The 17,059-nt window shown below is 74.3% G+C and carries 16 protein-coding genes and 3 tRNA genes; 12 read left to right on the forward strand and 7 right to left on the reverse strand.

Translation table 11 applies throughout. The features are described 5' to 3' along the window. Positions 1-17 precede the first annotated feature (17 nt). Positions 18-506 (reverse strand): YajQ family cyclic di-GMP-binding protein, encoded by a 489-nt coding sequence (locus tag KVS67_RS03210; RefSeq protein ID WP_002856881.1) that lies wholly within the window; start codon positions 504-506, stop codon positions 18-20. Between the two features lie 209 nt (positions 507-715). On the opposite strand from KVS67_RS03210, the gene KVS67_RS03215 reads away from it, so the two are divergent. Next, positions 716-797 (forward strand) — tRNA-Tyr (locus KVS67_RS03215). 232 nt (positions 798-1,029) lie between these two features. Beyond that, positions 1,030-2,832 carry an AMP-binding protein gene (locus KVS67_RS03220; protein WP_217564754.1) on the forward strand — a complete coding sequence of 601 codons (1,803 nt, stop codon included), beginning with the start codon at positions 1,030-1,032 and terminating at the stop codon, positions 2,830-2,832. Between the two features lie 15 nt (positions 2,833-2,847). Here KVS67_RS03220 and KVS67_RS03225 read toward each other — a convergent pair whose 3' ends face one another. Beyond that, a complete protein-coding gene (locus tag KVS67_RS03225; protein WP_002856878.1) occupies positions 2,848-3,312 on the reverse strand; it encodes a hypothetical protein in 465 nt (154 codons plus the stop codon). 205 nt (positions 3,313-3,517) lie between these two features. Continuing rightward, a complete protein-coding gene (locus tag KVS67_RS03230) occupies positions 3,518-4,546 on the reverse strand; it encodes a DNA-3-methyladenine glycosylase (RefSeq protein WP_166437422.1) in 1,029 nt (342 codons plus the stop codon). Between the two features lie 162 nt (positions 4,547-4,708). Here KVS67_RS03230 and KVS67_RS03235 point away from each other — a divergent pair, with 162 nt between their 5' ends. The 3 genes from KVS67_RS03235 (at position 4,709) to KVS67_RS03245 (ending at position 8,871) form a co-directional block, all read left to right on the forward strand. Next, entirely contained in the window at positions 4,709-6,274 is a 1,566-nt protein-coding gene (locus KVS67_RS03235; RefSeq protein WP_060775021.1) for a pyridoxal-phosphate dependent enzyme, read from the forward strand. Between the two features lie 61 nt (positions 6,275-6,335). Then, positions 6,336-7,595 (forward strand): cystathionine gamma-synthase, encoded by a 1,260-nt coding sequence (locus KVS67_RS03240; RefSeq protein ID WP_081304978.1) that lies wholly within the window; start codon positions 6,336-6,338, stop codon positions 7,593-7,595. Between the two features lie 67 nt (positions 7,596-7,662). Next, positions 7,663-8,871 carry an amidohydrolase gene (locus KVS67_RS03245; RefSeq protein WP_063188722.1) on the forward strand — a complete coding sequence of 403 codons (1,209 nt, stop codon included), beginning with the start codon at positions 7,663-7,665 and terminating at the stop codon, positions 8,869-8,871. A gap of 39 nt (positions 8,872-8,910) precedes the next feature. Here KVS67_RS03245 and KVS67_RS03250 read toward each other — a convergent pair whose 3' ends face one another. Beyond that, positions 8,911-9,540, reverse strand: coding sequence for a hypothetical protein (locus KVS67_RS03250; RefSeq protein WP_063188665.1), 630 nt, complete (start codon positions 9,538-9,540; stop codon positions 8,911-8,913). Positions 9,541-9,849: 309 nt separating this feature from the next. On the opposite strand from KVS67_RS03250, the gene KVS67_RS03255 reads away from it, so the two are divergent. From KVS67_RS03255 to KVS67_RS03285, 7 genes are all read left to right on the forward strand, one after another. Beyond that, positions 9,850-11,985: a DEAD/DEAH box helicase gene (locus KVS67_RS03255; protein WP_060775024.1), complete on the forward strand. Its 2,136-nt coding sequence runs from the start codon at positions 9,850-9,852 to the stop codon at positions 11,983-11,985. Positions 11,986-12,072: 87 nt separating this feature from the next. Continuing rightward, positions 12,073-12,144: transfer RNA gene (locus KVS67_RS03260), tRNA-Thr, on the forward strand. Positions 12,145-12,204: 60 nt separating this feature from the next. Then, positions 12,205-12,278, forward strand: a tRNA-Met gene (locus KVS67_RS03265). Positions 12,279-12,367: 89 nt separating this feature from the next. Beyond that, complete coding sequence (locus tag KVS67_RS03270; RefSeq protein WP_049161645.1) at positions 12,368-12,661, forward strand: hypothetical protein; 294 nt, start codon at positions 12,368-12,370, stop codon at positions 12,659-12,661. A gap of 40 nt (positions 12,662-12,701) precedes the next feature. After that, positions 12,702-13,151, forward strand: coding sequence for a MaoC family dehydratase N-terminal domain-containing protein (locus KVS67_RS03275; protein ID WP_063188667.1), 450 nt, complete (start codon positions 12,702-12,704; stop codon positions 13,149-13,151). Then, positions 13,151-13,642 (forward strand): MaoC/PaaZ C-terminal domain-containing protein, encoded by a 492-nt coding sequence (locus KVS67_RS03280; protein WP_063188669.1) that lies wholly within the window; start codon positions 13,151-13,153, stop codon positions 13,640-13,642. Before KVS67_RS03275 ends, KVS67_RS03280 begins: the two co-directional genes overlap by 1 nt. Continuing rightward, positions 13,639-14,838 (forward strand): UDP-N-acetylmuramate dehydrogenase, encoded by a 1,200-nt coding sequence (locus KVS67_RS03285; protein ID WP_063188671.1) that lies wholly within the window; start codon positions 13,639-13,641, stop codon positions 14,836-14,838. The genes KVS67_RS03280 and KVS67_RS03285 overlap by 4 nt, the downstream gene beginning before the upstream one ends. Before the next feature lie 228 nt (positions 14,839-15,066). On the opposite strand, the gene asd is transcribed toward KVS67_RS03285, so the two are convergent. Genes asd through KVS67_RS03300 form a run of 3 tightly spaced genes read right to left on the reverse strand, consistent with a single transcriptional unit; the run spans position 15,067 to position 17,042 of the window. Beyond that, positions 15,067-16,239, reverse strand: coding sequence for an aspartate-semialdehyde dehydrogenase (asd, locus tag KVS67_RS03290; RefSeq protein ID WP_063188676.1), 1,173 nt, complete (start codon positions 16,237-16,239; stop codon positions 15,067-15,069). Between the two features lie 10 nt (positions 16,240-16,249). Continuing rightward, complete coding sequence (locus KVS67_RS03295; protein ID WP_060775029.1) at positions 16,250-16,480, reverse strand: NF038396 family protein; 231 nt, start codon at positions 16,478-16,480, stop codon at positions 16,250-16,252. 1 nt (position 16,481) lies between these two features. Further along, positions 16,482-17,042, reverse strand: a complete 561-nt coding sequence (locus KVS67_RS03300; RefSeq protein WP_063188678.1) for a dihydrofolate reductase — start codon at positions 17,040-17,042, stop codon at positions 16,482-16,484. Positions 17,043-17,059 lie beyond the last annotated feature (17 nt).

The following is a 17,059-nucleotide window of genomic DNA, read 5'->3' on the forward strand; positions in this document are numbered from 1 at the left end:
GGGAGGCGGCGTGGGGATCAGCGGAAGTTCACGAACTGCAGGTCCGCGTCCTCGAAGTCCTTGAGCATCGCGATGACCGACTGCAGGTCGTCGCGGGACTTGGAGGACACGCGCAGCTCGTCCCCCTGGATCTGGGCCTTGACGGACTTGGGGCCCTCGTCGCGGATCAGCTTCGTGATCTTCTTCGCGGTGGGCTGGTCGATGCCCTCCTTCATGGTCGCCTCGATGCGGTACTCCTTGCCGGAGGCGAACGGGGCGCCGGCGTCGAGGGACTTGAGGGAGATGCCGCGCTTGACGAGCTTGGACTCGAACACGTCCTTGACGGCCTTGACGCGCTCCTCGGAGGAGGCCTTCATGAGGATCTTCTCGCCGGAGAAGTCGATCTCGGCGCCGACGCCCTTGAAGTCGTAGCGCTGGGCGATCTCCTTCTGCGCCTGGTTCAGGGCGTTGGACACCTCCTGGCTGTCCACCTTGCTGACGACGTCGAACGTGGAATCGCTGGCCACGGGTGCTCTCCTTCAGGGTCTGCGGACGGGGTGCGCCCGTCGACGACGGCCACTGCGGGGCCGCGCGGGGCGCTCTGCGGGCCAGCCTACCGGGGACGGCGGACGCGGTCCCGGGCCGATTGGCGGCGTGGCGCGGGGATGCTGTACAGTCGACTCTCGCCCGACCGGTGCGGTCGTCCTCGAGACGCCCAGCAGCCGCCGGGTGGCACGGCAGATTTCCCGAGCGGCCAAAGGGGGCTGACTGTAAATCAGCTGGCACTGCCTTCACTGGTTCGAATCCAGTATCTGCCACCGGAACGAAGACCCCGGGACCACACGGTCCCGGGGTCTTCTGCCGTCCGGGGCCCGGGCCGGGGCCGGGGCGCCCCCCGTGTCCCCGCCCCGGGAGGTGGCGGCCTCCCGCCCGGCGACGTAGCCTGCCTGTGGTCCGTGTCACATCCAATGCCCTCTGCGGTCCGGCGGCGGCACGGCCGTGCATCGTGACGCCGTGCGGCGTCGCCCGAACGTCCGCGAGGAGCGCCCGATGACCGAGTCCACCGCCCCCGAGTCCTTCACCCAGGGACCGACCGACGTCGAGCTGCTCGAGCAGACTCTGGCCCAGAACCTCGACGACACCGCCCGCCGGTTCGCCGACCGCGCCGCGCTCCTGGAGTGTGGACCGGACGGGGACCCGGCCACCGGCCGTACCTGGACCTACAGGCAGCTGCGTGAGGAGTCCGTGACGGTGGCCAAGGCGCTCATGGCCGCCGGCTACGAGGCGGGGGACCGGATCGGCATGTGGAGTCCCAACGTCGCCGAGTGGGTCTCGCTGCTCTACGGCGCGGCGCGTGCCGGCGTCATCCTCGTGAACCTCAACCCGGCGTACCGCGCCCACGAGCTGACCTACGTGGTCGAGCAGTGCGACATGCGCGGGCTGGTGGTGGCCTGCGCGGACGCACGCATGGACCCGCCCGCCACCGCACGCGCCGTGGCCCGTGAGTCGGCGCCGCACCTGCGGCAGCTGATCATGCTGCCGGCCGGGAGCGGCGAGGACGCCTACGCGCACGTGCAGGCCGGCGACGTGGCCGACCGGCACGCCGCCGATCCCGTGGCCGAGGGCACGTGGGCCGACTTCCTGGCCGGGGCCGCGCGGGTCTCGGACGAGGACCTCGCCGTGCGCGAGGCCGCCACCCGGCCGGCGGACCCCGTGAACCTGCAGTACACCTCAGGCACCACCGGCTTCCCCAAGGGCGTCACGCTGACGTATCGCAACGTGCTGAACAACGGCTTCCACATCGGTGAGCTGCTGGGCTACACGGAGGAGGACACCGTGGTGATCCCGGTGCCGTTCTTCCACTGCTTCGGCATGGTGATCGGCGTGATCGCCACCGTCTCCCACGGCTCGCTCGCCGTCATCCCGGCGCGCAGCTTCGAGCCGGTCTCGGCGCTGCGGGCGGTGGCCGCCACCGGTGCGACGAGCCTGTACGGCGTGCCGGCGATGTTCATCGCCATGCTCGCCCGGCCTGAGGCGGACGCGTTGGACCTGTCCACGCTGCGCACCGGCGTGATGGCCGGCTCCACGTGTCCCGTCGAGGTGATGAAGAAGGTGATCGACCGGTTCCACATGTCCGAGGTGGCCATCTGCTACGGCATGACGGAGACCGCGCCCGTGTCCACCATGACCCGCCGCGACGACTCCCTGGAGGTGCGCACCCAGACGGTCGGCCGGACCATGCCGCACGTGGAGACGAAGATCGTGGACCCCGTCACCGGCGACATCGTGCCCCGCGGGGCCACGGGCGAGCTGTGCACTCGCGGCTACTCCGTGATGCTCGGCTACTGGGACGCCCCCGAGAAGACCGCCGAGGTGCTGGACGCCGACGGCTGGATGCACTCCGGCGACCTCGCCTCCATGGACGAGGACGGCTCCGTGCGCATCGAGGGCCGCATCAAGGACCTCGTGATCCGCGGTGGCGAGAACATCTCCCCGCGCGAGGTGGAGGAGTTCCTCTACACCCACCCGGACATCCAGGACGTCCAGGTGGTGGGCGTGCCGGACGAGAAGTACGGCGAGCAGCTCATGGCCTGCGTGATCATGAAGGACGGCGTCGAGCCGCTCACGGTGGACGCCGTCCGCGAGTTCGCCGCGGGCCGGATCGCACACTTCAAGATCCCGGCCCACGTCCGCGTGCTCGACGCCTTCCCCATGACCGTCTCCGGCAAGGTCCGCAAGGTCGAGCTGCGCGAGGAGGGCGCGAAGGTCGTCCAGGCCCAGGCCCAGGCCCAGGCCCAGGCCCAGGCCCAGGCCCAGGCCCAGGCCCAGGCCCAGGCTCAGAGCGTGGGCTGACGGCGGCCGTCACCCTCAGGCGGCGGGCAGCGGGAACACGTCCCAGATGGTGCAGACCGCCTCGGGGGCGGCGCCCAGGATGGCGGCACGGTAGGTGGTCGACCACGCCCGCGGGTCGGCGTCGCGCAGGCGCCACGTGCCGTCGGTGAGCACCGCGTCCACGAATGCGGAGGTGTCGGCGGGGCTGCCGTCCTCGTGGACCAGGGGGCCGCGACGCAGGGCCTCGCCCAGGTCGCCCGCCCGGCCGACAGCGTAGAGCGCGGTCTCGTCCGTGTCCAGCACGAGGCCGCAGTCCTCCTCGAAGGCGGTGATCCAGGCCATCGCGTGCCGCATGGCCTCGTCCGGGTCGGGATGGCGGGTCACGATGAGCACGGAGCCGCGCGCGCCTGGACGCAGGGAGCCGGGCGTGCCGGGGCCGTGCGGGTCGGGCTCGCGTGGGGCGGCGGCGGTGTGTGGGCGGGGCTCGAAGGCGGTGGTCATGGCGGTCTCCTCCCGGGTGGGGACTCATCAGGGTCCCGGCGGCGCCGCGCCGGTCGGGGCGGCATCGCCCACGCTAGGAACCCGGGGCACGCGGCCGGCCGGACCCGGCCGGGGCTGGGGAGGACACGCCGGGAGCAGCGGCCTGTGCAGGAGCGAAGAGGCCGCCCGAACGCGCCGGCACGGCCTCGGCCGGCCCGGCGTCGCGTCAGTGGGCGCGGTGGTCGGCCGGGGCGAGCTTGGGCCCGAACGCCTGCTTGCGCTCTCCGGAGAGCCCGATCATCCGCACCACCCGCTGCCGGTGTCCGGCCCACGGCGCGAGCAGGCGGAGCATCCCGGCGTCGTCGGTCCGGCGTCCCGTGAGGACCTGCCCCACGTACTGCGCCAGGTGGTAGTCGCCCACGGAGACGAGGTCCGCCGCCCCGTGGCTGCGCTGCAACGCCTCGGCCGTGGTCCACGGCCCGATCCCGGGCACCGATTCCAGGCGCCGGGCCAGCGCAGCCACCCCGGCCGTGTCCCCGGGGGCGACCGCGTCGCCGAGCCGGTCGATGCTCGCGGCCCGCCGGGCGACCTCCAGCACGGTCCGCGACTGGGAGGGCTGCACCCAGGCCCGCGCATGCCAGTCCCACGAGGGGATCCGCAGGACGGCGGCCGGGGTCGGCGGCGGCAGCATCCCCGGCGGCACCGGGCCGGGGGCGGGCCCGTCGCCGTCGATCCGGGCCGCCAGCCGCACGAGGGTGCGCCAGCCGTGCCGCGCCTGGTCGTGGGTGATCTTCTGCTCGAGCACGGCGGTGAGCAGCTGCCGGGACAGCGCGCCCGCCGCCGGCAGCCGCAGCCCGGCCCGCGTCCGCCGCGCCTCGCGCACGTGCCGCGGCAGCGCGGGCGCGCCGGAGTCCGGCCGCAGCAGGGCGTCGAAGGCGGCCCAGCCGTCGTCGTGCAGGCCGAGCAGGCGTTCCACTCCGGCGACGGCGGCGCTCGCGCCCGCGCCCCACGCGCGGGCCGTCACCACGGTGCCGCCCCCTGCGGCCTCCCGGGCGCCGGAGACCAGCAACGACGTCGGCCGTCCCGGCCCGCCCGGCGCCGCGTCCGGGGCAGGGGAGCGCAGAGTGAGCCAGACGCCCTGCGGTGTGGCACGGACCGTGGGGTCGGCCGCGCCGCGCTGCAGGGGGCGCAGGGTGAGCGCGACGTCCACGGGGACGGGCACGCGCACGCGGCGCACGGCGTCCGGGGCGGTCATGCCCGCACCGTACACCCGGGCCCGGACAGGACGACGTCGGCCGTGACGGCGCGCACGCCGGGCGTTGCCCCGCGTGTCCGGAGCCCTCCTCCAGCGTCCGGCCGCTGGCGTAGCGTGGGGTGCGTGACTGAACAGACCCCCGCGCCCACCCCTGCGCAGCCCATGCAGTATGCCGAGAACGTCCTCGAGCTGATCGGGCGCACCCCGCTCGTGAAGCTGCACTCCGTGACGGAGGGCATCGAGGCCACCGTGCTGGTGAAGGTCGAGTACCTGAACCCCGGCGGCTCCGTGAAGGACCGCATCGCGCTGAAGATGATCGAGGAGGCCGAGCGCGAGGGCCTGCTCGGCCCGGGCGGCACCGTGGTGGAGCCCACCTCGGGCAACACGGGCGTGGGGCTGGCCCTGGTCTCACAGCTCAAGGGCTACCGCACCGTGTTCGTCACCCCGGACAAGGTGGGTCAGGAGAAGCGGGACGTGCTCAGCGCGTACGGCGCCGAGCTCGTCGTCACGCCCACCGCCGTGGACCCGACGTCCGAGGAGTCCTACTACGGGGTCGCCGACCGCCTCGTGCGGGAGATCCCCGGGGCCTATCAGCCCAATCAGTTCTTCAACCCCGCCGCCCCGGCCTCCCACTACGAGACCACCGGCCCGGAGATCTGGGAGGACACGGCCGGACGCGTCACCCACGTCGTGATGGGCGCCGGCACGGGCGGCACCATCACGGGCACCGGCCGCTACCTCAAGGAGGTCTCGGCGGACCGCCCGTCCGGTCCCGTCCGCGTGATCGGCGCGGACCCCAGCGGCTCGGTGTACTCCGGCGGCGCCGGCCGGCCCTACTTCGTCGAGGGCGTCGGCGAGGACATGTGGGTGGACAACTACGACCCCGCGGTCCCGGACGAGGTCATCGCCGTCGAGGACGCCGACGCCCTGGCCATGACCCGCCGCCTCGCGGCCGAGGAGGGCCTGCTCGTGGGCGGCTCCTCCGGCCTGGCCGTCGTCGCCGGCCTGCGCGCCGCGCGCGAGCTCGGCCCGGAGGACGTCATGGTGATCGTGCTGCCCGACTCGGGCCGCGGCTACCTCGCCAAGATCTTCAACGACCCGTGGATGGACGAGCGCGGCTTCGACTACGACGTCCGCGAGACCGTGCTGCCGGCGTGGGCGCGCGGGCGCACTCGCTCGGCGGTCCCGCAGACGGACGACGACGGCGCCACGGGGGCCGCCGGCGGGGCCGGCACGCCCGTCGAGGCGCTCGAGCACGCCGACGCCGAGCCGGCGACCCGCGCGGGCGCCCCCGCCGAGGCCGACCGCTGGTCCGCGACGGCGGGGGAGCTGCTGGCCGAGAAGGCCGACCTGTTCCCCGGCTCCGTGCCCACCCTCGTCACCGCGGCCCCGACCACCTCGGTGGCGGACGCCGTCGCGACCATGAACCGGTACGGCGTCGACGCCCTGCCCGTGGTCCTCGAGCCCCGGCACGACCTGCGGATCGGCGAGGTCCGCGGCACCGTCTCCGCGGCCGCGCTCGCGGACGCCCTCGCCGCGGGGCGGGCCACCGCGCAGACCCCCGTCGCCGACGTCATGGGCCCCGTGCTGCCCAGCCTGGGGGCGCGCACCCCGCTGCGCGCCGTCGCCCGCCGCCTCGCCCAGGACCCCGTGCTGCTGGTGCTCGAGGCCGGCCGCGTCCAGGGCGTCGTCACCCTGCACGACGTCCTCGCCCACGTCACCGCCTGAGGCCGGCCGCACCGGCCGCGCCCGCCCCACCCGATCCGATCTCTCCGAGGAGGCTCCCGAGATGACCGAGCAGAACGTCCACGAGGACCCGCACGCCACCACCCCCGACACCGGCGCCGAAGACGCCCCCGCCCACCCCCGAGGGGGAGGCTTCGGCACGCGCGCCGTGCACGCGGGCCAGCACCTGGATGAGGTGTTCGGCGCCGTCGTCCCGCCGATCCACCTCTCGAGCACGTACGCGCCGACGGCCGTCGGCGAGCTGCGGCGCGGCTACGACTACGGCCGCGGCACCAATCCCACCCGGGACGCGCTGCAGGAGCAGCTGGCCGCGCTCGAGGCGGGCGTCGACGAGTCCGGCGCCCCCCGGGCCACCGGCCTCACGTTCGCCTCCGGCCTGGCCGCGGAGACCGCGCTGATCATGGGCGCGGGCCGGCCGGGCATGACGATCGTGCTCGGCAACGACGTGTACGGCGGCTCCTACCGCCTCATCTCCCGCGTGCTCGCCCCGTGGGGCGTGGAGCACGTCGTCGTGGACATGGGGGACGCCGAGCAGGTTGCCGCCGCCGTCGAGCGCGCCGCCGCCGCGGGGCCGGTCATGGTGTGGCTGGAGACCCCGTCCAACCCGATGATGAAGATCTCCGACGTCGCCGCGGTCGCCGAGGCGGCCCACGCGCACGGCGCCCTGCTCGTGGTGGACAACACCTTCGCGACGCCGTACCTGCAGTCCCCGATCGCCCTCGGCGCGGACGTGGTGGTGCACTCCACCACGAAGTACATCGGCGGCCACTCGGACGTGATCGGCGGGGCGCTCGTGATCCCGGACGCCGCACTCGCCGAGCAGGTGAAGTTCCAGCAGTTCGCGGCGGGGGCCGTGAACGGGCCCCTGGACGCGTACCTGACCACGCGCGGCCTCAAGACGCTCGGGGTGCGCATGGACCGCCACCAGGCCAACGCCCAGGCCGTCGCCGAGTGGCTCACCGGCCGCGCCGAGGTCTCCCAGGTGCTCTACCCGGGGCTGCCGGACCACCCCGGCCATGAGCTCGCGCAGCGCCAGATGCGCGGTTTCGGCGGCATGGTATCGATGCGCCTGGCCGGCGGCGCCGCGGCGGCCCGCCGCGTGGCCGAGTCGACCCGCCTGTTCCAGCTCGCCGAGTCCCTGGGCGGCATCGAGTCGCTGATGAACTACCCGGCGGAGATGACCCACGCCTCCGTGGCCGGCACCGAGCTGGCCGTCCCGGACGACCTGCTGCGCCTGTCGGTGGGCATCGAGGACGCCGAGGACCTCGTGGCGGACCTGGAGCGGGCCCTGGACAGCCTCTGACCCGCCGACGTCCGTGCCAGAGGTTTGCGCACGGGTGGGGAGCACCGGGCGGCGTAGTGTGATGGGCATGACCCTCACCGCCTTCGTCAACGCCCATGTCGTCCCCGTCGCCGCCGAGCCGTTCGACGGCACCCTGCTCGTCGAGGACGGCCGGATCACCGCGCTCGGCCCCGACGTCGAGGCGCCCGACGGCGCCGAGGTGGTGGACTGCGAGGGACGCTGGCTGCTGCCCGGCTTCGTGGACGCGCACGTCCACCTGGGCATGCACGCCGAGGGCGAGGTCGGTGCGACCGCGGACGTCAACGAGATGACGGACCCCGTGATGGCCGGGGTGCGGGCGATCGACGCCGTCGACCCGAACGAGCCGGGCTGGAGGGACGCCCTGGCCGGCGGCGTGACCACCGTGAACGTGAACCCCGGCTCGGGCAACCCGATCGGCGGCCAGGCGGTGGCGCTGCACACCCACGGACGCACCGTGGACGAGATGGTGCTGCGCAGCCCCTCGGGCGTGAAGTCCGCCCTCGGCGAGAACCCCAAGAACGTCTACAAGGAGAAGGGCCGCACCCCGTCCACGCGGCTGGGCACCGCTCTCGTGATCCGCAAGGCCTTCATGGAGGCCCAGGGCTACATGGCCCGCCGCGCGGAGGCCGAGCGCGAGGGCAAGTCCTTCACCCGCGACCCCCACCTCGACGCCCTCGCCCTCGTCCTGGAGCGCACGATCCCCTGGCGCCAGCACTGCCACCGCACCGACGACGTCGCCACCGCCCTGCGCCTGGCCGACGAGTTCGGCTACGACCTCGTCCTGGACCACGGCACCGAGGCGCACCCGCTGGCTGACCAGCTCGCGGCCCGCGGCGTGCCGGTGCTGATCGGCCCGCTGTTCACCACCAAGTCCAAGCCGGAGCTGCGGGGCCGCTCGATGCGCAACCCGGGGCGTCTGGTGCGGGCCGGCGTCGAGATCAGCATCATCACCGACCACCCGGTGGTGCCCATCGACTTCCTCGTCTACCAGGCCGCGCTGTCGGTGAAGGAGGGCCTGGACCGGGAGACCGCCCTGCGCGCCATCTCCCTCCACCCCGCGCGCGTGCTGGGGTTGGACGACCGCATCGGCTCCCTCGAGGTGGGCAAGGACGCCGACCTCGTGCTCTGGTCCGGCGACCCACTCGATGTCATGCAGCGGGCCCTGCGCGTGTGGATCGGCGGCCGTCAGGTCATGGAGTACGACCTCGCCACGGCCCGGCCCGTCGTCGCCTCCGCCCGTCCCGTGGAGGACTGAGCGGCGCCGCCGCCCGACGGCGGGGCGGGACGCGCGGGTTCAGCGCCGCAGGCGCGAGCGCACGGGCGGCAGCCAGACGAGCGCGGCGCCCAGGAGCATCACGACGGCGAGGATGATCAGCAGGCCGTTGGCCCGCAGGAACGCGGGGGCGGCCAGCAGGACGGCGATGAACGTCAGGGTCCCGATCGCCGAGCGACGGCGGCGCAGCAGACCGATCCAGCCCCACAGGGACGCCGCGGCCAGCAGGGCGACGGCGGTGCCCATCGTGAACTGCCCCGTCGCGCCGCCCAGCACGCCCACCGACTCCATGCCGGTGAGTGGATCGATGACGGGCTCGCCGCTGTCCTGTGCGCGGGCCCCGTTCCAGAAGAACGCGCCCGCGATGCCGATCAGCACCACGGTGACCGCGAGCCAGTAGAGGCGCGCGACCTTCAGGAGCGGGTGGACGAGGCCGGCGTCGGACTCGGCCGCGTCCCGCGCGGCCAGGTCGCGCTCGCGGTCCGCGCGGCGCCGTTCCAGGCGCTCCTCGTCCTCGGCGGTGAGGCGGGCGCGCTCGGCGCGCAGTCGTGCGTCGTCGGCCCGCTGATTCTCCCGGAAGGACTGGGCGGCGCGGCCGGCGGCCCGGCCGAGCCCGCGGGCGAGGGGGCGGTCTTCGCTGTTCTGGGGCACGTGCCGAGCCTATCGTCCCGGCCGGTGCGCGGCCGGGGTGTCCGAGGGCACAGCCCGGCCCCGGGTCCGGTGGCGTAGACTGGGCTGACCGGATCCGGTCTCTCCCCCTGTGATGAGTGAGCGTGGACGCGTGTGCCACGCCGGACTGCAGATGTCTGTGCAGATGTGTGTGCGGGCCACGAACGTCGTGGCCCTCGGGGGCTGCCGGGTGGACGGAATCATCTGACCCAGCTGGCCCCTGCGCCCCACGACGTCGACCCGCGACCGACGTCCTTCGGCGTGCGCCCGCGCATCCCCACAGGAGGACCCATGTCCGACATCCTCGATCCCCAGACCACCGCCGAGGCCGCCCCCGAGCTCGCCGAGGCGCAGCAGGAGGCCACGGGGACCGTCCCGCAGGTCGACGCCGCCGAGCCCGCCGCCCCCGAGGCCCCGGCCGAGCCGGCCGGCCCCACCTTCCTGGACCTCGGCCTGGACGCCCGCGTGCTGGCCGCCGTCGAGGAGCTGGGCTACACCCGCCCCTCGCCGATCCAGGAGGCGACCATCCCGCTGCTGCTGGACGGCCGCGACGTCGTGGGCCTGGCCCAGACCGGCACCGGCAAGACCGGCGCGTTCGCGCTGCCGGCGCTGTCCCGGCTCGCCGAGACCACGGACGTGAACGGGCGCGCGGACACCCCGCAGGTGCTCGTCCTCGCCCCGACCCGCGAGCTCGCCCTCCAGGTGGCCGACGCCTTCGACAGCTACGCCAAGCACCTCGACGACGTCTCCGTGCTCGCCGTGTACGGCGGCTCCCCGTACGGCCCGCAGCTGGCGGGCCTGCGCCGGGGCGCGCAGGTCGTCGTCGGCACGCCGGGCCGCGTGATCGACCACCTCGAGCGCGGCTCGCTGGACCTCTCCGACCTGCAGACCCTCGTGCTGGATGAGGCGGACGAGATGCTGCGCATGGGCTTCGCGGAGGAGGTGGACCGCATCCTCGCCTCCACCCCGGACACGAAGCAGACCGCGCTGTTCTCCGCCACCATGCCGCCGGCCATCCGCCGCATCTCCGCCCAGTACCTGAACGCCCCGGAGGAGGTGGCCGTCGCCCGTCAGTCGACGACGTCCGCCACCATCCGCCAGCGCTACCTGCAGGTGGGTCATCAGTGGAAGTTCGAGGCCCTGAGCCGGATCCTCGAGACCGAGGAGCACGACGGCGTCATCGCCTTCGTGCGCACCCGTGCCGGCACCGAGGAGCTCGCCCAGAAGCTCACGCGCGCCGGGTTCAAGGCCGTGGCCATCTCCGGTGACATCGCCCAGAAACAGCGTGAGAAGACCGTCGAGGACCTGAAGGCCGGCCGCGTGGACATCCTCGTGGCCACCGACGTCGCCGCCCGCGGCCTGGACGTCGAGCGCATCTCGCACGTGGTCAACTACGACATCCCGCAGGACGCGGAGTCCTACGTGCACCGCATCGGCCGCACCGGCCGCGCCGGCCGTCAGGGCGACGCCGTGCTCTTCATGACCCCGCGTGAGCGCTTCCTGCTCAAGCAGATCGAGCGGACCACCCGCCAGCAGGTCGAGGAGATGGCCGTGCCCTCCGTCGCCGAGGTCAACGCGGCCCGCAAGCGTCGCTTCGCCGACGGCATCACCCGCACCCTCGAGCGCGCCTCGGAGGAGGAGCTGGCGGTGTTCGGCGAGATCGTCGCCGCATATGTCGACGAGCACGAGGCCGAGCCGGCGCGCGTGGCCGCCGCACTGGGCATGATGGCCCAGGGCGGTCGCCCGCTGCTGGCCCGCGAACAGGAGATCCCGTTCGGCGGCGGCCGGGGCCGCAAGGACCGCGACGGCGGCCGCGAGGGCGGGCGTGAGCGCGGCACCGGTGACGGCCGCGGCTCGCGTGGCCCGGCCCGGGAACCCGCGGCCGGCAACGCGACGTACTGGATCGCCGTCGGGCACCAGGACCGCGTGCGGCCGGGCAACATCGTGGGCGCGCTGGCGAACGAGGTGGGTCTGCCCGCCTCCGCCATCGGCGCGATCGACCTGCGCGGCAACCACTCGCTCGTCGAGCTGCCGGCGGACCTGACCTCGGCCCAGCTCGAGGCCGCGGCCAACGCGGAGATCAACGGCCGTCGCCTCGGTCTGCGCAAGGACACCGGTCGCCCGACCCGCGCCGAGCGCGACGGCGAGCACCGGGGCGGCTTCCGCAAGGACCGCGGCGAACGCGGCGGCTTCCGCGGGGACCGCGACGGCGGCCAGCGCGGCGGGTTCCGCAAGGACCGGGACGACCGGGGCGATCGCGGCGGCTTCCGCAAGGACCGGGACGACCGCGGCTCCCGCGAGGATCGCGGCGGGTTCCGCAAGGACCGGGACGACCGCGGCTTCCGTGGCGACCGCGGGGGACGCCCCGGCGGCCGCAAGCCCCGCTGGGGCGCCCAGGAGCGCTCGGATCGGGGCGCCCGCCGCTGATCCGGCCGGGGTGCGGACCCCGCCGGAGGCCGTGGCCGGGGCCGATTTTGCATCGGCCCCGGGGCCCTGGTAGAGTCTCACCTCGTTGCCCCGATAGCTCAGTGGTAGAGCGCCATCTTGGTAAGATGGAGGTCCCGGGATCGATTCCCGGTCGGGGCTCTGACATGAGAGCCCGCCCTCGCGGCGTGAAAACCGTGAGTGCGGGCGTTCTCGTGTCGTGGCGGCGTAGCTCAGCTGGTTAGAGCGCACGACTCATAATCGTGAGGTCGGGGGATCGAGTCCCCCCGCCGCTACGGAATCGGATGGACCCGGTCACCTCCTCGGAGGGGCCGGGTCCTTTCGCGTTCCGGGGCCCGTCCGTCGCCCCGGTAGCCTGGCGGGCATGTCCACGCGTCGCCCCGCTCACCAGCCCGCCCGCGGCACCGCCGCGCCCCGCGGCTTCGTCTCCCCGTGGGAGCACGGCTCCCGGCTGTACCGGACGCTCGTGCTGACCGGCTCCGCACTGTTCCTCGTGGGCATCGTGCTGGCGGTCGTCGGCGGGACCACCGGACGCCTCGCCGTCTCCGGGACCGCCCTGGGCGTGCTCGGCGCGGGCGTCGCCGTGCACCTGTCCGCCCAGCTCGTGCGCTTCCGCCAGGCCGCCCGCCGGCAGGGGGAGCGGCGCCCCGGCCGTTAGGCTGGACGGCAGTCGAGAACCGTCCCGCAGGAGGCCCGAGTTGAGCGTGAACCCCGACGTCGCCGGGCGGAGCTATCCGCCCGCGCCCCCCTTCCAGGTCGGTCGTGAGGCGGTCCGCGGCTTCGCCGAGGCCGTGCAGGCCCGGCATCCCGCGCACCACGACGTCGCGGCCGCCCGGGCCCTGGGACACGCCGACCTGGTCGCCCCACCGACCTTCGCCGTCGTCATCGCCCAGCGCGCCGAGGCCGCCGTCGTCGCCGATCCCGAGCTGGGGATCGACTTCTCGCGCGTGGTCCACGCGGACGAGCGCTTCGTCCACCACCGGCCGCTGGTGGCCGGGGATGAGGTCGTGGCGACCGTGCGGGTCGAGGCCGTGAAGTCCCTCGGCGGCAACCGCATGGTCACCACCGTCACCGAGATTGCGGATCTGGACGGCGCGGCCGTCTCCACCGTCACGTCCACCCTGCTGGTCCGGGGAGAGGAGTCCTGATGAGCACCGCCCCCCGCCTGTCCGACCTCGTCCGGGGCGAGGTGGTCGGCACGCGCACCGTCACGTTCACCCGCGCCGACCTCGTCGCCTACGCGGGCGCCTCCGGCGACCGCAACCCGATCCACTGGTCCCCGACGTTCGCCGAGCACGTCGGCCTGCCCGGCGTCATCGCCCACGGGATGCTCACCATGGGCGCGGCCGTGCAGCTCGTCTCGGACTGGGCGGGCGACCCGGGCGCCGTCGTCGACTACCAGACCCGCTTCACCGGCATGGTGCCCGTCGCGGACACCACGGGGCGCACGGACGACGACGGCGCGCCCGTCCCCGGCGCCACGCTCGAGGTCGTCGGCACGGTCGGCGCCGTGGACGAGGCCGCCGGGACGGTGCGGATCGACCTGAACGTCACCAACCCGGACGCGGCGAAGCCGCGCGTGCTGACCAAGGCGCAGGCCGTGGTGCGCCTGGCCGACCCCGCGGGGGAGAGCGCGTGAGCGAGCGGCTGGCGGACCACACCACCACCCGCGTCGGCGGCCCCGCGCGCGCGTGGGTCACCGCGCGCACCGAGGCCGCGGCGATCGAGGCCGTGCGCGCCGCCGACGCGGCGGGCGAGCCGGTGTTCGTGCTCGGCGGCGGTTCCAACACCCTCATGGCGGACGCGGGCTTCCCCGGCACCGTCGTGCGGCTGGCCTTCGCGGGCATCCGCGTGCTGGACGGGCCGGTGCCCGGCGAGGGCGAGACGCCGCCCGCCGGCGACGGGGCCCGGCCCGCGGGCCACGAGGGGGAGGCCGTCGTCGTGCGGATCGCGGCGGGCCACCCCTGGGACGACGCCGTCGCATGGACCGTGGCGCACGGGCTCGGCGGGATCGAGGCGCTCTCGGGCATCCCGGGCTCGGCCGGCGCGACGCCCGTGCAGAACGTCGGCGCCTACGGCGCGGACGTCTCGCAGGTGCTCGTCGCCCTGCGCGCGTGGGACCGGGAGGCGGGCGACGTCGTCGAGCTGACGCCGGCGGACCTGCGCTTCGGCTACCGCGACTCCGTCATCAAGCGCTCCATGCTGGAGACCGGCGCGCCGAGTCCCCGGTGGATCGTGCTCTCGATCGACCTGCGGCTGCGCCGCGCCTCCTCCGACGCCGAGCCGACCGCGCCGGTCCGCTACGGGCAGCTGGCGGCCGCGCTCGACGTCGAGGAGGGCGCCCATGCCCCGCTCGCGGTGGTCCGCCGCGAGGTGCTGGCCCTGCGCGCCGCCAAGGGGATGGTGTCCGACCCGGCAGACCCGGACACGTGGTCCACGGGCAGCTACTTCACGAACCCGATCGTGCCCGCGTCCGTGCGGGCCTCCCTGCCCGACGGCGCCCCGGCGTTCGCCGCCGGCCAGGCCGAGGACGGGACGCCGCTCGTGAAGCTCTCGGCGGCCTGGCTGATCGATCGCGCGGGCTTCGCGAAGGGCTTCGGGCTGCCCGAGGTCGCCCCCCGCGAGGGCGGGCCGGACGGCCGCGGAGCCGACGGCACCGGCCTGGCCGGGGGCCGCGCGTCGGTGTCCACGAAGCACACCCTCGCCATGACCAACCGCGGCGACGCGACCACCGAGGACGTCCTGACGGTCGCGCGCACCGTGCGCGACGGCGTGCGCGAACGCTTCGGCGTCGAGCTGCACCCCGAGCCGATGATCATCGGCACCAGCCTCTGACCCCTCACTTTCGTTCGGGAAACGGCGCCCCCAGGAGTGCTTTCGTTCGGGAAACGGCGCCGCCAGGAGTGCTTTCGTTCGGGAAACGGCGCGCCTTGGCGGCGCGGGCGCCGTTTCCCGAACGACAACGCCCGAACACCCGCCGTTTCCCGAACGAAAACGGGAGCCGGGTCCGGGGTCCGGTGCGGGGCCGGGTCCCCGCGCGCGCCGCGGCGCCGGCGTCGCGGCTCAGAGGTTGCCGGTGGCGATCATCAGCATGCGACGCACGGGCTCGGCCGCACCCCACAGCAGCTGGTCGCCGACGGTGAACGCCGAGAGGTACTCGGGACCCATGTTGAGCTTGCGCAGCCGGCCGACGGGGATCTGCAGGGTGCCGGTCGCGGCGATCGGGGTCAGGTCGGTGACCGTGACCTCCTTGGTGTTCGGCACCACCTGCACCCACTCGTTGTCCGCGGCGATGATCTGCTCGACCTCGTCCAGCGGCACGTCCTGGGTGAGCTTGAGGGTGAGGGCCTGCGAGTGCGAGCGCATGGCGCCGATCCGCACGCACAGCGAGTCGAACGGGATCCGGTCCGCCCCGGTCAGCCCGAGCACCTTGTTGGTCTCGTCGTAGGCCTTGCGCTCCTCGCGGGAGACGCCGTCGCCCAGGTCGGAGTCGATCCAGGGGATCAGCGAGCCGCCCAGCGGCACGCCGAACTGCGTCGAGTCCAGGCCGCCGCGCTGCAGCTCGATCACCTTGCGGTCGATCTCGAGGATCGCCGACGCCGGATCGGCCAGCTCGGCCCGCACCGCGCCGCCCAGCTCGGCGTACTGGGTGAGCAGCTCGCGCATGTGCCGGGCGCCGCCGCCGGAGGCCGCCTGGTAGGTCATGGCGGTGCCCCACTCGACCAGGCCCGCCTTGAACAGGCCACCCAGGCCCATGAGCATGCAGGACACGGTGCAGTTGCCGCCGATGAAGTCCTTCGTCCCGTTCGCCAGGGCGGCGTCGATCACGCCGCGGTTCACGGGGTCCAGCGCGATCACGGAGGTGTCCGCCATGCGCAGGGTGGAGGCGGCGTCGATCCAGATGCCGTCCCAGCCGGCGGCGCGCAGCTTCGGGTACACGGCCTGCGTGTAGTCCCCGCCCTGCGCGGTGAGGATCACGGGCAGGGCCTTGAGCGCGTCCACGTCGTACGCGTCCTGGAGCACGCCCGGGTCGCCGGCCATGCCCTCGAGCACGGGCGCGGGACCGCCGGCGTTGGACGTGGAGAAGAAGACGGGGTGGACGCGGGCGAAGTCGCCCTCCTCGGCCATGCGCTGCAGGAGGACGGACCCCACCATGCCGCGCCAGCCGACCAGTCCCACGGTGGGCACGGCGGCCGCGTCGGGGGCGTTCACAGATGCGGGGGCAGCGGAAGTCATGCCCTCCAGGCTAGCGGCCCTGCTGCGCGCGCTTCCGCTTGTTCCACGCGATGAGACCGCCCACGGCGAACACCTGGGTCAGCACGAGCAGGAACACCAGGCCGGCGATGGTCTTGCCCTGCAGCACGAGGATCAGCCCGAACACGGCGCACACGAACGCCAGCACGGGCAGGGCGACGAGCGCGAGGAACGTGACCGCCTGCGGGGAGAGCAGACGCTGGTCGGAGTCGGTCGGGGCCATGTCAGTCGCGTTCCCATCGTTCGAAGCGGTGGCGCGGGCCGGAGGCGGAGTCCAGCCACGCGTCGGGGGCGGGGTCGACGGCGGTGCGCCGCCAGCGGGCGTCGAGCGGCGGGGCGTGCGTGTCGCCGTCGACGTCCGCGTCGATCACGGTCACCTCGGCGCGCAAGGCCACGTCGAGGGCCTGCTCGTACAGCGTCGCCCCGCCGATCACCCACACGGTGTCACAACCGTCGGCCTCGGCCGCGGCGGCCAGGGCCGCCCCGAAGTCCGGCACGACGACGGCGCCCGCGGCCCGCAGCTCCGCGCTGGCCTCCTCGGTGGCCGTCAGGGTGCGGGAGACCACGATGTTCGTGCGCCCGGGCAGCGGGCGGAACCGCGCCGGGAACGACTCCCACGTGCGCCGGCCCATGATCACGGGGTGGCCGTGCGTGTGGGCCCGGAAGTGGGCGAGGTCCTCCGGGACGTGCCACGGCATGGTGCCGTCGCGGCCGATGACGCGCTCGGGGGTCTGGGCCCAGATCATGGCGATCACGGGCTCGGTGGGACGGGTGGCCCGGCTCATGGGGTCGCTGCGCATCC

Origin of the sequence: Micrococcus sp. GbtcB5, from assembly GCF_019091605.1 — a bacterium.
GTDB classification, from domain to species: domain Bacteria; phylum Actinomycetota; class Actinomycetes; order Actinomycetales; family Micrococcaceae; genus Micrococcus; species Micrococcus luteus.

Bases quoted from the DNA above. Each gene is read 5' to 3' on its own strand.
- KVS67_RS03230 (WP_166437422.1), bottom strand. From the start codon at position 4,546: ATGACCGCCCCGGACGCCGTGCGCCGCGTGCGCGTGCCCGTCCCCGTG.
- KVS67_RS03240 (WP_081304978.1), top strand. From the start codon at position 6,336: ATGACCGAGCAGAACGTCCACGAGGACCCGCACGCCACCACCCCCGAC.
- KVS67_RS03270 (WP_049161645.1), top strand. From the start codon at position 12,368: ATGTCCACGCGTCGCCCCGCTCACCAGCCCGCCCGCGGCACCGCCGCG.
- KVS67_RS03295 (WP_060775029.1), bottom strand. From the start codon at position 16,480: ATGGCCCCGACCGACTCCGACCAGCGTCTGCTCTCCCCGCAGGCGGTC.
- KVS67_RS03235 (WP_060775021.1), top strand. From the start codon at position 4,709: ATGCAGTATGCCGAGAACGTCCTCGAGCTGATCGGGCGCACCCCGCTC.
- KVS67_RS03225 (WP_002856878.1), bottom strand. From the start codon at position 3,312: ATGACCACCGCCTTCGAGCCCCGCCCACACACCGCCGCCGCCCCACGC.
- asd (WP_063188676.1), bottom strand. From the start codon at position 16,239: ATGACTTCCGCTGCCCCCGCATCTGTGAACGCCCCCGACGCGGCCGCC.
- KVS67_RS03245 (WP_063188722.1), top strand. From the start codon at position 7,663: ATGACCCTCACCGCCTTCGTCAACGCCCATGTCGTCCCCGTCGCCGCC.
- KVS67_RS03300 (WP_063188678.1), bottom strand. From the start codon at position 17,042: ATGAGCCGGGCCACCCGTCCCACCGAGCCCGTGATCGCCATGATCTGG.
- KVS67_RS03220 (WP_217564754.1), top strand. From the start codon at position 1,030: ATGACCGAGTCCACCGCCCCCGAGTCCTTCACCCAGGGACCGACCGAC.
- KVS67_RS03280 (WP_063188669.1), top strand. From the start codon at position 13,151: ATGAGCACCGCCCCCCGCCTGTCCGACCTCGTCCGGGGCGAGGTGGTC.
- KVS67_RS03255 (WP_060775024.1), top strand. From the start codon at position 9,850: ATGTCCGACATCCTCGATCCCCAGACCACCGCCGAGGCCGCCCCCGAG.